At 67.4% G+C, this 13,808-nt stretch carries 12 protein-coding genes; 6 read left to right on the forward strand and 6 right to left on the reverse strand.

The window, feature by feature from the left end:
* The first annotated feature begins 77 nt into the window (after nucleotides 1-77).
* Nucleotides 78-923, forward strand: a complete 846-nt coding sequence (locus EUV02_RS09190) for a kinase (protein ID WP_166430577.1) — start codon at nucleotides 78-80, stop codon at nucleotides 921-923.
* A gap of 100 nt (nucleotides 924-1,023) precedes the next feature.
* Here EUV02_RS09190 and EUV02_RS09195 read toward each other — a convergent pair whose 3' ends face one another.
* Nucleotides 1,024-2,499 (reverse strand): NAD-dependent succinate-semialdehyde dehydrogenase, encoded by a 1,476-nt coding sequence (locus EUV02_RS09195; RefSeq protein ID WP_135245940.1) that lies wholly within the window; start codon nucleotides 2,497-2,499, stop codon nucleotides 1,024-1,026.
* Nucleotides 2,500-2,596: 97 nt separating this feature from the next.
* Between EUV02_RS09195 and EUV02_RS09200 the strand changes: the two genes are divergently transcribed.
* Nucleotides 2,597-3,403 carry a GDSL-type esterase/lipase family protein gene (locus tag EUV02_RS09200; RefSeq protein WP_166430578.1) on the forward strand — a complete coding sequence of 269 codons (807 nt, stop codon included), beginning with the start codon at nucleotides 2,597-2,599 and terminating at the stop codon, nucleotides 3,401-3,403.
* Here the strand turns inward: EUV02_RS09200 and EUV02_RS09205 are convergent.
* On the reverse strand, nucleotides 3,400-5,481 hold the full coding sequence (locus EUV02_RS09205) for a TonB-dependent receptor (protein ID WP_135245942.1): 2,082 nt from the start codon (nucleotides 5,479-5,481) through the stop codon (nucleotides 3,400-3,402). The two genes, EUV02_RS09200 and EUV02_RS09205, sit on opposite strands and share 4 nt — an antisense overlap.
* A gap of 26 nt (nucleotides 5,482-5,507) precedes the next feature.
* Here EUV02_RS09205 and EUV02_RS09210 point away from each other — a divergent pair, with 26 nt between their 5' ends.
* Nucleotides 5,508-6,686: a potassium channel family protein gene (locus EUV02_RS09210; protein ID WP_243445840.1), complete on the forward strand. Its 1,179-nt coding sequence runs from the start codon at nucleotides 5,508-5,510 to the stop codon at nucleotides 6,684-6,686.
* Between the two features lie 12 nt (nucleotides 6,687-6,698).
* Here EUV02_RS09210 and EUV02_RS09215 read toward each other — a convergent pair whose 3' ends face one another.
* Both EUV02_RS09215 and EUV02_RS09220 read right to left on the reverse strand, forming a co-directional pair.
* Nucleotides 6,699-7,946: a metal-dependent hydrolase family protein gene (locus EUV02_RS09215; protein WP_135245943.1), complete on the reverse strand. Its 1,248-nt coding sequence runs from the start codon at nucleotides 7,944-7,946 to the stop codon at nucleotides 6,699-6,701.
* Between the two features lie 4 nt (nucleotides 7,947-7,950).
* Entirely contained in the window at nucleotides 7,951-9,204 is a 1,254-nt protein-coding gene (locus EUV02_RS09220) for an acetyl-CoA C-acetyltransferase (protein ID WP_135245944.1), read from the reverse strand.
* 169 nt (nucleotides 9,205-9,373) lie between these two features.
* On the opposite strand from EUV02_RS09220, the gene EUV02_RS09225 reads away from it, so the two are divergent.
* Together EUV02_RS09225 and EUV02_RS09230 are read left to right on the forward strand one after the other, a co-directional pair.
* Nucleotides 9,374-10,528: an acyl-CoA dehydrogenase family protein gene (locus EUV02_RS09225; protein WP_135245945.1), complete on the forward strand. Its 1,155-nt coding sequence runs from the start codon at nucleotides 9,374-9,376 to the stop codon at nucleotides 10,526-10,528.
* Nucleotides 10,529-10,701: 173 nt separating this feature from the next.
* Nucleotides 10,702-11,634: a fatty acid desaturase family protein gene (locus tag EUV02_RS09230; protein WP_207790151.1), complete on the forward strand. Its 933-nt coding sequence runs from the start codon at nucleotides 10,702-10,704 to the stop codon at nucleotides 11,632-11,634.
* Between the two features lie 149 nt (nucleotides 11,635-11,783).
* On the opposite strand, the gene EUV02_RS09235 is transcribed toward EUV02_RS09230, so the two are convergent.
* On the reverse strand, nucleotides 11,784-12,242 hold the full coding sequence (locus tag EUV02_RS09235; RefSeq protein ID WP_135245946.1) for a YidH family protein: 459 nt from the start codon (nucleotides 12,240-12,242) through the stop codon (nucleotides 11,784-11,786).
* Nucleotides 12,243-12,392: 150 nt separating this feature from the next.
* Here EUV02_RS09235 and EUV02_RS09240 point away from each other — a divergent pair, with 150 nt between their 5' ends.
* Nucleotides 12,393-12,776: a DUF1622 domain-containing protein gene (locus tag EUV02_RS09240; protein ID WP_243445841.1), complete on the forward strand. Its 384-nt coding sequence runs from the start codon at nucleotides 12,393-12,395 to the stop codon at nucleotides 12,774-12,776.
* Nucleotides 12,777-12,786: 10 nt separating this feature from the next.
* Here the strand turns inward: EUV02_RS09240 and EUV02_RS09245 are convergent, their stop codons facing one another.
* Nucleotides 12,787-13,644, reverse strand: a complete 858-nt coding sequence (locus tag EUV02_RS09245; RefSeq protein ID WP_135245947.1) for a bile acid:sodium symporter family protein — start codon at nucleotides 13,642-13,644, stop codon at nucleotides 12,787-12,789.
* Nucleotides 13,645-13,808: the final 164 nt, after the last annotated feature.

Genomic DNA, 13,808 nt, shown 5'->3' on the forward strand with positions numbered 1-13,808 from the left:
GGACTTGATGCACGGTCATTATGACCAAGGCGTGCGGCTTGTATAGGGTGCGGCGCGGCAAAATGGGGACAATGGCGGTGGCCGAAACGCAGCCTGAAATCGACGTGGTGGAGATGCTGGCGACGGCACTCGCGGCACGTCGCCGTGCGGGGCGGGCACAGCTGATCGGCATCGCCGGGCCGCAAGGGAGCGGCAAGTCGACGCTCGCGGCGGCGCTGGCGACACGGTTGCAGGGCGGCGTCGGGTTGCGCGTCGCGGTGCTTGGGCTCGATGACCTGTATCTGCCCAAGGCGACGCGCGCGGCGCTGGCGCAGCAGGTCCACCCGCTGCTGGCAACGCGCGGCGTGCCCGGCACGCATGACGTGGCGCTGGGGCACAAGCTGATCGACGCACTGCTGCACGGCGACGCGCCGGTCGCGCTGCCGGTATTCGACAAGAGCCGCGATGACCGCGCGGCGGAACCGCGGATTGTCGACGCGCCGGTCGATGTGCTGCTGTTTGAAGGCTGGTGCATCGGCGCGCGGCCACAAAGCGCTGCCGCACTGGCGCGACCGGTCAACGCGCTGGAAGCACAAGCCGACCCGCACGGCATCTGGCGACGCTGGGTCAACGCGCGACTGGCGGCTGACTATGTACCGCTGTTCGCAAAGGCCGACGCGCTGGTCTGGCTGCAAACGCCGGCCTATGCGACCGCGCTGGCGTGGCGCCAACAACAGGAAGCCGAACTGCGCGCCGCCACCGGCCGCGGCATGAGCATGGCGGAAGTCGCCGACTTCATGGCGCACTACGAACGCCTGTCACGCGCGATGCGGCGCTCGCTACCGCGCCGCGCGGATTATGTGGTGAGCATTGACCGCGCGCACCGGCTGACGGGGTTGAAGACCAAGGGCCTCCGGCGGGCAGGCCTCAGGCCTGCACCATAGGTTTGGGTCGGCGCCACCGGAACCTACGTCGGCGCATGTGGGGCGCCCGCAAACTATTGGTGCAGGCCTGAGGCCTGCCCGCCGGAGGCTCTTTGAATCTCTAGGCGCTCGCCACCTGCCGCACGAGGAACTTCATCTCCAGATATTCCTCCAGCCCGTGGCGCGAGCCTTCGCGGCCGAGGCCGCTTTCGCGCCAGCCGCCGAACGGGCCGACTTCGGTCGAGATCAGGCCGGTGTTGATGCCGACCATGCCGTATTCGAGCGCTTCGGAGACGCGAGTCATGCGGTCGGCGTCGCGGGTATAGAGGTAGGCGGCGAGCCCGGCCTGGCCGCGGTTGGCGTAATCGATGGCTTGCGCTTCGGTGTCGAATTTGACGATGCCGGCGACCGGCCCGAAAGTTTCCTCGCGGGTCAGCAGCGCGTCGGCGGCGACGCCGGTGAGCACGGTTGCTTCGAAGAAGTCGCCGGTGGTGGCCTTGCCGCCGGTGACCAGCGTCGCGCCGCCGGCGAGGGCGTCGGCGACGTGGGCGGCGGCCTTTTTGACGGCGCGACCGTCGATCAGCGGGCCTTGTTCGGTCGGGCCGTCGAGGCCGTCGCCGGCCTTCATTGCGGCGGCGCGCGCGGCGAGCTTGGCGGCGAAGGCGTCGTGGATGCCGGCCTGGACGTAGAAGCGGTTGGCGCAGACGCAGGTCTGGCCGGTGTTGCGGAACTTGGAGACCAGCGCGCCTTCGACGGCGGCGTCGAGGTCGGCATCATCGAAGACGATGAACGGCGCGTTGCCGCCGAGTTCGAGCGAGACTTTCTTGACGGTGCCCATGCACTTGGCCGCCAGCATCTTGCCGACCGCGGTCGAGCCGGTGAAGGTGAATTTGCGGACGCGCGGGTCGGTGGTCAACACCTCGCCGATCGGCGGGGCATGACCGGTGACGATGTTGAACACGCCCGCCGGGACGCCGGCCTCCGCGGCGAGCACCGCGAGTGCCAGTGCCGAAAACGGCGTCAGCTCGCTGGGCTTCAGCACCACGGTGCAGCCGGCAGCGAGCGCCGGGCCGACCTTGCGGGTGATCATCGCGGCGGGGAAGTTCCACGGCGTGACGGCAGCGACGACGCCGACCGGTTGGCGCAGCACGCTCAGCCGGCGGTCGGGGAAGTGGCCGGGGATGATTTCGCCGTAAGCGCGGCGGCCTTCTTCGGCGAACCATTCGAGGAACGACGCGGCATAGCCGATTTCGCCGGTGGCCTCGGCGAGCGGCTTGCCCTGTTCGGCGGTCATCAGGCGCGCGAGGTCGCTGGCGTTGGCCATCATCAGCGCGTGCCAGCGCTTGAGGATGTCGCCGCGCGCCTTGGCGGTCATGGCGGCCCAGGCCGGGAAGGCGGCGGCGGCTGCAGCGACGGCGGCTTCGGTTTCCGCTGCACCCAGTGCCGGGATCGTGCCGATCGGCCGGCCATTAGCGGGGTTGGTGACGGTGATGGTTTCGGTCGCGGTCACCCACTCACCGTTCACCCACGCGGCTTCGCGCAGCAGGTCGGGGCGCTGGAGAGCAAGGCGGGTGCGTTCGGCGGTCGTATCGAGCATGGGGGAATCCTCGGCAAATCAATGCCGCACGTCTTAGTGGGTTCAGGCGGGCGGCTCCAGTGCTATGCTGACAAATCATATGGGCGGGGGATTGAGGATGCGATTGCAAAAGTGGCTGTTGGCGGCGGTGCTGGCGCTGGGTGTGGGCGGCAGTGCAGCGGCGGCAGAGTTCGCCTCCACCGTACCGACAGCGCGCGTCGATTACTGGCAGAAGCGCGAGGCCGACATCACCGCGATGCTGGCGGACACCAAGGACCTGTCAGCGGTGAAGCTGGTGTTTCTGGGCGATTCGATCACCGATTTCTGGCACCTTGGCGAAAACCCGTGGTTCAAGGGGCTGTATTGCGGCCGCGCCGTTTGGGACGAAAGCTTCGGCGGCGCGGTGCCGGCCAACACCGCGATCAACCTCGGCGTGTCGGGCGACCGCATCGAACATGTGCTGTTCCGGCTGCTGCCGGCGTCGGCGGGTGGCAAGGGTGAGCTTGACCGCGCCGATCTCAACCCCGATTTCGTCGTGCTGATGCTCGGCATCAACAACAGCTTCGATGCCGAAAACCCCGCGGTCGACAGCATCTTCGCCGGCGTCAAGACGGTGGTCGAGGCGGTGCACGCGCGCAAGCCTGGCACGCGCATCCTGTTGCAATCGCTGCTGCCTACGAATGACCCGGTCAAGAACCGCGACCTCGTCCAGCCGATCAACGCGAAGCTCGCGGCGTTGGCGAAGTCGCCGCCATTCAACACCTATGTCGTCTGGCTCGACCTGTATCCGGCGTTCGTTGATACGGCGGGGCTGCAGCAAACCAAGCTGTTCAACGACGGCCTGCACCCGAGCGAGGCCGGCTACCGCGTCTGGCGCGACAGACTGGTGCCGGCGCTCGCGGCAGCGCGCGCCACACCGCGCTAGTCGCGCGTCCAGCTTAGCCCGATCCAGAACGTCTGCGGGGTGGCGCGGTCGATAGTGCCTGTGCTGGAGATGCCCGACACGACGAGTTCGTCGAACAGGTTTTCGACGCGGGCGGTGGCGGCGAGGCCGTAGCGCAGCGGCACGGTGACGGCGGCGTCGAACGTCGTGGCGGGCGGTAGCGGGCGCTGGTTGAGGTCGTCGTCGAACTGCTCGCCGACATAGCGCAAGGTCGCGCTGGCGTTGATGCCGGCATGGCTCCAACCGAGCGTGCCGCTGGCCATCCATACCGGCGCGTTGGCGGGGCGCAGGCCGTTTAGCGCCGCTGCCACGCCGCTGGCTTCGACCTTTGGGTCGGCCCAGGACAGCGAGCCTTGCGCGCTCCAGTCGCCGAGCGTCAGGTTGGCGTTGGCCTCAAGCCCCCAGACGGTGATCGCATCGATGTTTTCGCGGACGCGGTAGGCACCGCCCGCCGCGACGAAGCCGACTTGCGGGAAGACGCCGGGGCCGAAGCCCTGCGTGACGTTGGTGATCGCGCCCGCGAGCTTGTTCCAATAGCCGGTGACGCTGAGCTTGGCGGTGGGCAGCGGTGCCCAGTCGACGCCGATTTCGGCGCCACGCAGCTTTTCAGGGTCGAGCGCGGCGTTGGCGGCGGTGGCGTCATTGCCAACGCGGAAGGGCCGGTAGAGTTCGTTCGGCGTCGGCAGCCGGAAGCCGATATAGGCGGCACCGCGCAGGTCGAGCGGCGGCAGCGGCGTCCACACCAGCCCGGCACGCGCGGTGGGCAACGTGCCCGAACGGTCGGGGTAGATTTCGGTCAGCGTCGGCGTGCCGGTCTGCAGGTCGCGTTCGAGCAGATGGCCGTCTGAAATGCGCCAGCTGTCGAGCCGCGCGCCGCCGGTGAGCAGCAGCTGTTCGGTGGCGTTCCAGCTGTCTTCGACATAGATGCCTGCCGAGCGCGTCTGGCCGCCGGCGTCGCGCAGCCGCGTGAAGCGGCCGAGCTGGTAGCGGAATTTCTCGTTGTCGGTGCCGCTGTTGATGCGGAAGTCGGCGCCGATCTGCAGCGTCTGGTTCGCACCCACCGGCGGGCGCAATTCGACCTTGGCACCGTAGCCGTTGGCGGGCGTGCTGAACTGGTCGAGCGACGGCGTCGCGATGGTGCGGCTGGCGTTGACCGAGACGAAGCCCGAGCTGAACTGCCGCGCCTGGACATAGCCGAGCACTTCATAGCCCCAGCGCCCGCGGCCGATCAGCCGGACGCTGGCGTCGGCGCCCTTGCTGGTCGACTCGGTGCCTTCGATGCCGCGCAGCCGGTTGTCGGTGAAGCCGCGCGCGCCGACCTGGAGTTCGGTGGTCTCGCCCGCCGGCACGATGAAGCGCAGCGCGATGTTCTTGCTGTCGTACCATGCCGGCACATCGACGGGGCCGGCCTGGTTGGCGGGAATCAGGATATAGCCGTCGCCGCGGTCCCAGTTGGCGGCGATGCTGGCGAAGCCTTCGCCGAGGTTCGATGCGGCCTGCGCGCTGAGTTCGGTGGCACCGTAGCTGCCATAGGCGAAATTGGCGGCGAAGCCCGGCAGCTCGCCCGGCCCGGCGCTGAACAGTTCGATGGTGCCGGCGACGGCGCCGGCGCCGAACGGCCCGGCGCCGCCGCCGCGGGTGACGCGCACCGCGCTTAGGCCCGCAGGCGCCAGCGCGCTCCATGGGATGAAGCTGGCGAACGGGTCGGCGACGGGCACGCCGTCCAAAAGCACCAGCGCCCGCGACGAGGCGTTGCCGCCGATCGACCGCAGCGTCGCGCCCTGGCTGGTCGGGTTCGCCGAGCGACTGTCGGTGCGGCGGAATTGCTGGAAGCCGGCGACGTCGCGCAGCACGTCCTCGAGCCGCGCGCTGGCGTCATTGGCCAGCCGCTCGCGGCCGATGGTGACACTGGCATAGGCGGCGGCACCGGCGGGCGCGGCGAGGCCGCGGCCGGTGACGATGATGGTGTCAGGGGCGGTATCGGGTTCGGACGACGCGTGCGCCGGCACGGCGGCGGTGAGGGCGGCGAACAGCATGAAACGGGCGGTCGGCAAGGTCATGCGCGCGGTGCTAGCCGGTTCGCGGCGTGCTGGCTACGGGTCGCGAACGCCAGCGATACATCGCCGCACTGGACAGCGCTTATGCTGCAGTGCAAAAAGCCGTGATGCGCCCGATGTCGAGCAATGCGGCGGATGCGCTCGGTTCGCCCGTCCGCAACCTAGTCGTGATCCTGGGGTTCGTTGCGGTCGTCATGGTCGCGTCGACCTTGGGCTATATGCACGCCGGCTGGAGCCTTGCCGACGCGAGCTACATGGTCGTGCTGACCATCTATACCGTCGGCTACGGCGAGGTCCGGCCGATCGACACGCAATATCTCCACGCGGTCACGATGGCGACGATGGTGTTCGGCTGCACCGGCATGATCTTGCTCACCAGCGTGCTCATCCAGGTTTTCACCGCGCTGCAGTTGCGCGCATTATTCGGAGTAGGACGCATGCAGAACGCGATCGCGGCGCTCGACGCGCATGTCATCATCGCCGGTTATGGCCGCATCGGGGTGATGCTGGCGCACGAGCTCAAGACCGCCGGCCGTGACCTGGTGGTCATCGAGCGCAGCCCCGCCAAGATTGCCGAGGCCGAGGCAGCGGGGCATTTGTGCATTGCTGCCGATGCTACCGACGAGGCGGCGCTGGTGACGGCAGGCATCAACCGCGCGCAGGTCCTGGCGACGGTGCTGCCCGACGACGCCGCGAACGTCTTCATCACGCTGAGCGCGCGCAGCCTCAACCCGCGCGTCCAGATCATCGCGCGCGGCGAGGCGCCGACGACCGAGGGCAAACTGCGCCACGCCGGCGCCGACCGCGTCGTGCTGCCGACGCATATCGGCGCCGAACGCATCGCCGAGATGATCCTGTATGCGGCGAGCAGCGGGCTGGTGCGCGGCAATGACACGATGGCCGAAAACGAGCGGCTGCTGCAGTCGATGGGCCTCGAATTCGAGATGCTCACCGTGCCCAAGGGCGGCGGACTGACCGGTGCCCGCGTCGCCGATGCCGAACGCCGCGGTGCCGGCAGCTTCTTCATCGTGCAGATCGAACGCAAGGGCGGCGGCGTCATCACCCGCCCCGATCCGGGCACGCGCATCGAAGCCGGCGACGGCATCGGCTACATCGCGCGCGGCAACGGCGCCGCCATCCGCGCACTGTTCGATGTGATTCCTGAAGCGATCCGGTCAGGGCGTTCGACGTTCAAGCCGGGCCGGTAACGCCGGAGCGATTCAGCGCGTCGGCAACGGCACGCGCATGCCGCCCTTGTAGACCAGCTGGACGCGTCGCAGCGCGGTGATGTCGGTGGTGGGGTCGCCTTCGACCGCGACCAGATCGGCGAGCATGCCGGGCACGATACTGCCGACCTTATCGCCAACGCCGAAGCTGGCGGCGTTGCCGGCGGTGACGGCGTGCAGCGCGTCGCGCGTGGGCATCCCGGCCGCGACCAGAAGTTCGACTTCGCGGGCGTTGGTTCCGTGCGCGTAAACGCCGACATCGCCGCCGACGCAGATGGTGACACCGGCGGCGCGCGCGGCGGTGAGTGCGGCGCGGGCTTCGCGGACGGCGTCGGGGGCGGGTTCGGCGCCGTTCCAGCCCTTGTAGCGCGCCACCGCGTCGGACGCCGCGAGCGTCGGGCAGAAGGTGACATTGTGTGCCGCCATCAGCTTGAAGACTTCCGGCGTGCCGTTGCCGCCATGCTCGATGCTGTCGACACCGGCGAGCGTCGCACGGCGCATCGCTTCGGCGGTGTAGGCGTGGGCGGCGACCTTGCGGCCGGCATCATGCGCGGCAGCGACAACGGCGGCCATTTCGGCCTGTGAAAACGTCGGACGGCTCGGCTCGCCGGGCTGCCAGCGGTAGTCGGCATAGAGTTTGACGACGTCGGCACCGCGGCCGATTTGGCTGCGTGCGGCGGTGACCAAGGCTTCGCCGTCGGCTTCTTCGGCACCCTGCGGGACATCGACGCCGGGGTCGAAGCCCTTGGGGCCATAGCTGCCGGTGGCGACCAGCGCGCGGGTGGCGATGAGCAGGCGCGGGCCGGGGGTCAGGCCTTGATCGATGGCGGCCTTCAGCCCGACATCGGCATAACCCGCACCCTCGGTGCCAAGGTCGCGAACGGTGGTGAAGCCGGCCTCCAACGTGACGCGCGCGGCATTGGTGGCGCGCACGGTACGCAGCGCCAGCGGTTCGTGGAGAACCTGATCGTTCCAACTGGTTTCGTTGTAGGGGTGCAGGAACAGATGCGCATGGCCTTCGATCATGCCGGGCATCAAGGTCTGGCCGGGCAAGTCGAGGGTGGTGGCGCCCGCAGGCGCGGCGAGCGCCGGACCGGCGGCGACAATGCGCTCGCCGTCGATCAGCACCGCCCAGTCGCGGTGCATGGAGTTACCGTCCCAGACTTGCGCCGGGCGCAGCAACGTCGGCGCGGCGACTGCCGGCGCTGCCAGTATCAGCAGCAGCGCCAGCAGCGCACGCATCGGCTTAGACGCGCTCGATGATGATCGCGGGGGCCATGCCGCCGGCGGCGCACATGGTGACCAGCCCGCGCTTGAGACCACGGCGTTCGAGTTCGTCGAGCACCGTGCCGATCAGGATCGAACCGGTGGCGCCGATCGGGTGACCGAGTGCGCAGGCACCGCCGTTGACGTTGACCTTGTTGCGGTCGAGCTTGAGGTCGCGGATGAACTTTTCAGCGACGACGGCGAAGGCTTCGTTGACTTCCCACAGGTCGATATCATCGACAGTGAGCCCAGCCTTGGCGAGCACCTTGCGGGCGGCCGGCACCGGTGCGTTGAGCATCAGCGTCGGGCAGTCACCCATGTTGGCAGTCGCCACGATGCGGGCGCGCGGCTTGAGGCCGTGTTTGTCGGCATATTCCTTCGAGGTGATGAGGATGGCAGCGGCGCCATCGACGACGCCCGAGCTGTTGCCGGCGTGGTGGACGCTGTGGAACTTCACATCGGGGTACTTGGCGTTGATCGCCTGGCGGAAGGTCTGGCCGTCGGGCTGCACCGACATGTCGGCGACGACATCGAACGAGGCCTTCAGACCGGCGAGGCCTTCGGCGGTCGTCTGCGGGCGCGGGAATTCTTCATGGTCAAGCGCGACCGAGCCGTCTTCGTTGTAGACGGTGATCAGGCTCTTGTCGAAGCGGCCTTCCTTGATGGCGATGTCGGCGCGGCGCTGCGATTCGAGGCCCAGCGCATCGAGGTCTTCGCGCGTGATGCCTTCCATCGCGGCAATCGCGTCGCCGCAAACGCCCTGGTGCGACTGCGGGTGGATCTTCTGCAGATGGGCGTTGCCCGACCCCATGCCGAGCGGCTTCAAGCCGGCAGCCATTTCTTCGGCGCCGATGGCGGTGGTGTACGACATCATTTCGGTGCCGCCGGCGATGACGCAATCTTCCATGCCCGACATGACCGAAGCGGTCGCGAGGTTGACGCTGGTGATGCCGCCGCCGCAGAAGCGGTCGAGCGTCATGCCGCTGGCCTTGATGTCATAGCCGGCATCGAGCGCGGCCATGCGACCGAGGTCGCCGCCCTGCTTGCCCTTTTGCGTGCTCGTCGACCAGATGATGTCATCGACGGTCGCGGTGTCGAGGTGGTTGCGCTCCTTGAGCGCCTTCAGCACGGTGGCGGCGAGGTGCTGCGGGTGCAGGTGCGACAGCGCGCCCTTGCCGGGCTTGCCGATGCCGCGGGGGGTGCGGACTGCGTCGATGATATAAGCGTCAGCCATGGGGGTATCCTTTCAGAATTGACTTGATACAGACTCGGAACCGGGCGTCTGTGGCAGACGAATGCCGCCTTGTGCAATACACTTGTGCAACTTTGCGCGTGGTGGCTTATGGCGCGCTGCAACATTATTCCAATCCGCTGGCGTTGCACGCACGTCGGCAACCGAGGCCATGATGACCGAATCCCATACCGCGATCCGCGAGGAAGTCGCCAAGCTGTGCCAGCAGTTCCCCGGCGAATACTGGCGCGCCAAGGACCGCGACCGCGCCTATCCCGGCGAATTCGTCGCGGCGCTGACCGAGGCCGGCTATCTCGCGGCGCTGATCCCCGAGGAATATGGCGGCGCCGGGCTGCCGCTGTCGGGGGCGGCGGCGATCCTCGAGGAAATCCAGCGCCAGGGCGGCAACGGCGGCGCCTGCCACGCGCAAATGTACATCATGGGGACGCTGCTGCGCCACGGCTCCGACGCGCAAAAGGCGCAGTACCTGCCGCGCATCGCCACCGGCGAGCTGCGGCTGCAGGCTTTCGGCGTCACCGAGCCGACCAGCGGTACCGACACGTTGGCGCTGAAAACCACGGCGGTGCGCGACGGCGATGACTATGTCGTCAACGGCCAGAAAATCTGGACGAGTCGCGCCGAACATTCGGACCTGATGTTGCTGCTGGCGCGCACCAGCCCACGCGACCAGGTCGCCAAACGCACCGACGGGCTGTCGGTGCTGCTGGTGGATATGCGCGCCGCGGTCGGCAACGGGCTGACCATCCGCCCGATCGACACGATGATGAACCACGCGACGACCGAGGTGTTCTTCGACAACCTGCGCGTCCCCGCCGCCAACCTCATCGGCACCGAGGGGCAGGGGTTCCGCTACATCCTGTCGGGCATGAACGCCGAACGCATATTGATTGCGGCCGAATGCATCGGCGACGCCAAATGGTTCATCGACAAGGCCAGCGCCTATGCCAAGGAGCGCCAGGTCTTCGGCCGCCCCATCGGCCAGAACCAGGGCATCCAGTTCCCCATCGCCCGCGCCTATGCCCAGATGCGCGCCGCCGAGCTGATGGTCCACGACGCCATCCGCCAATATGAAGCCGGCGAAAACGCCGGCGCCGAAGCCAACATGGCAAAGATGCTCGCCGCCGAAGCCAGCTGGGCCGCCGGCGAAGCCTGCATCCAGACGCACGGCGGCTTCGGCTTCGCCGCCGAATACGACATCGAACGCAAGTTCCGCGAGACGCGGCTGTATCAGGTGGCGCCGATCTCGACGAACCTGATCCTGTCGTATGTGGCGGAACATGTGTTGGGGATGCCGCGGAGTTATTAGGGCCTCCGGCGGGCAGGGGCTTGCCCCTGCACCCATATGTCGGGTGGGCGCAATCATAGCCGACGTCGGTTGATGGAGCACTGGTAACTGATGGGTGCAGGGGCAAGCCCCTGCCCGCCAGATGCCCTGCAATCACTTGACGTAAACGGCACCCAGGGCGCAGAATCACGGCCATGCGCGACACCCCCGCCCGGATCAACATGAACACCTATTTCGACCGCGCCGAAATGCGTGCGGTGACCGAACGCTCGACGGCGTGGGGGGTGTTCATGATCGTCCATTGCTGGGCGGTGATTGCCGCGGCGATGGCGCTGGTGGCGTGGCTGCCCAACCCGCTGACGATTTTGCTGGCGATTGCGATCATCGGCACGCGGCAGCTCGGGCTGGCGATTCTGGTGCATGAGGGCGCGCATGGCGGGCTGGCGACCAACGAGAAGCTCAACCTGTGGCTGAGCCAGTGGCTGTGCGCCTATCCGACGTTTTCGGAGACGCTGGCGTACCGGCGCTATCACATGAAGCACCACCGGCTGACGCAGATGCGCGAGGATCCCGACCTGTCGCTGTCGGCGCCGTTCCCGACGACGCGCGCCAGCATCAAGCGCAAGATTATCCGCGACCTGACCGGCCAGACCGGTTTCAAGCAGCGCCGCGCGCAATTCATGGCAGCGCTCGGCACCCCCGACATGGCGATGGGAGACCGCGTCCGGCTGTTCGGCGCCAAGCTCGGACGCGCCTTTGCCGTCAACATCGCGATGGCGGCAGGGCTGGCAGCGCTGGGCTATTGGTGGCTCTACCCGCTGCTGTGGATCGTGCCGCTGCTGACCTGGCACATGCTGGTCACGCGCATCCGCAACATCGCCGAACATGCGATGGTCCACGACGCCGACCCGTGGCGCATCGCGCGCACCACGCACGCCAACTGGCTCGGCCGCGCGTTCATCGCGCCCTATTACGTCAACTACCACGCCGAACATCACATCATGCTCTACGTGCCCTGTTATCGGCTGCCGCTGATGCACCGGCTGCTCGACGCCAAGGGGCTGAAGCCCAAGCTCGAAACGCTGCCGGGTTATGCCGCAGTGCTGCGGATGGCGGCGCCGGCCTGACGGTTGAAGGGCCTCCGGCGGGCAGGGGCTTGCCCCTGCACCCAAATGTTGGGGCAGTGCATCAGAAGCAGACGTCGGAAGTTGTGGGCCGCCTAAAACTAATGGGTGCAGGCCTCAGGCCTGCCCGCCGGAGGCTCTTTCGCTTGACCCTAAAGCACGCCGCTCGCGACCGCGCGCAGGCCGATGCTGAGCAGCGCCCACAGCCCGAGCAGCACCATCAGGAACGACACGATCAGCGTCAGCGATACCGGGAAGCCGTCGCCGCCTTGCAGGAAGCCGCGGCGTTTGAAGTCCTCGCGCATGCCGCGCAGCGTTTGCATGTAGCGGTAGTGGTTGGCGATCCCGAGTGCCATCAGCAGGATGCCGAGTGCGATGAGTGCCATGCCGAAGCGGCTGGGGGCCTGCGCCGCGAGCAGCCCGCGCGCGTCCGAGCGGTTCAGGAAGTTGGTGAAGAAGGTGTAGATGGTGAAGCCGAAGCCGATCATCGACAGCGACGTGCGCAGGATCGCCATCATCGTGCGTTCGGCGGCCATGCGGGTGCGCTGGAACGCCATCGACGTGCGCATCGATGCCATCTTGTCGCCGGGGCTCAGGTCTTCGAAACTCATGCGCTACCTCCGCGGTCGTTTTGCACCATGCGCGCGCGCCAGACAATGCAACGCTGCGGCATAGCGGTCTAGCGCAAGGATATAGCGTTACAGGGTGACCGCTATGTGTATGATGCGACAGTGGTTCGACACTGGTGACGGGGAAAATCGGTGATTGAAGTCTATTTTCGCGAATTTGCTGCGGCGATTGCGCTGGCGGTCGAGGCGGCGGTGGTGCTGATCGTCGCGATCGGCGCCGGCGAGGCGCTGTTCAAGACCGTGCAGCTGATCTTCACTGGCGGGCTGTCGAACGAGGGGCGCCGCGATATCTGGCTGCGCTTTGCCATCTGGATTCTGCTGGCGCTGGAATTCGCGCTGGCGAGCGACATCATCCGCACGGCGATTGCGCCGAGCTGGGACGATGTCGGCAAGCTGGGGGCGATTGCCGCGATCCGCACCGGGCTCAACTGGTTCCTGGCGAAGGATATCGAGGAGTATTCGACGCGCAAGTCGGGTGGCGAGCGCGGCGAAAAGTCCGGTATCACCGAGGTCTGAACCCCGGCGCTCAGCCGTGCGCCACGACCTTCTGGCGCCATTTCATGTAGGGCACCGTAACCACCAGATTTACCAGCAGGAACAGCAGCACCGCGCCGGTGATTTCGACCTGGCGTTCGGGGAACACAGTGGTCGAAAGCGCGATAGCGACGCCGGGGTGGCGCGCCGCGCAGGCAACGGCGAGCGCGCCGCGGTTGCCTTCATCCGGGCCGCCGAGCCAGTGGCCGACGGCCAGCGCAAAGCCGATGATCGCGACGATGGTAACCAGCACGCCGCCGCCGATCAGCGCGAGCATCGTCTGCCACGTCCCGAACAAAACGACGACAGCGCCGGCGAGCAGCGCCCAGGTGCCGAGCTTGCCCGCCCATACCGCGACCCCGTCGCGCCAGTCGGGGCGCAGGCGGCCAATGGCCATGCCGATGACCAGCGGCGCGCCGACGGTCACCACCAGCAGCTTCGACATGGTGAAGGGATCGAATTCGCCCGACACGCCGAACACCAGCGCGACCGCCATCAGCATGAACGGCACCGCGACAATCGAAAACACCGTGCCGAGCACCTGCAGCCCGATGGCGTAGTTAGCGTCGCCGCCGATGTTCATTTCCTTGCGCGGGATGATCGGCGGCATCGGTGATACAGCCAGCGCCAGCAGCGCCGCGCGCACCGGTACATCGAACGGAATCAGCCAGGTGATGAACAGCACGAACGCCGGCACCGCAACGAACATCGCGGTCATGGCGCGCACGCCGAGGCCCGGGTTGCGGATCAGCTGCAGCGTGTCTTCGGGACGTGACCGCACGCCGATCGAAATGACAATGAGCACGATGCCGGCAACCAGCACCAGCTTGACGAGCATGGCGGGATCCATGGCAACTCCCCGGTTCGAGCGCGCCCGTCGGGCCCGCTGCACGATTGCAAATTTATCGCCGGCAGGCCAGATAAACAGCCCTGCTGCGGACAGGGTACTGCCCCCGGATGGGCTCAATATCCGGGGGCAGCTTCATGATGTGCCGGTGCCGGCCAGCGACACCG

It is taken from the genome of Glacieibacterium arshaanense, from assembly GCF_004681125.1.
In the GTDB taxonomy this organism is placed as follows: Bacteria; Pseudomonadota; Alphaproteobacteria; order Sphingomonadales; family Sphingomonadaceae; genus Polymorphobacter_A; species Polymorphobacter_A arshaanense.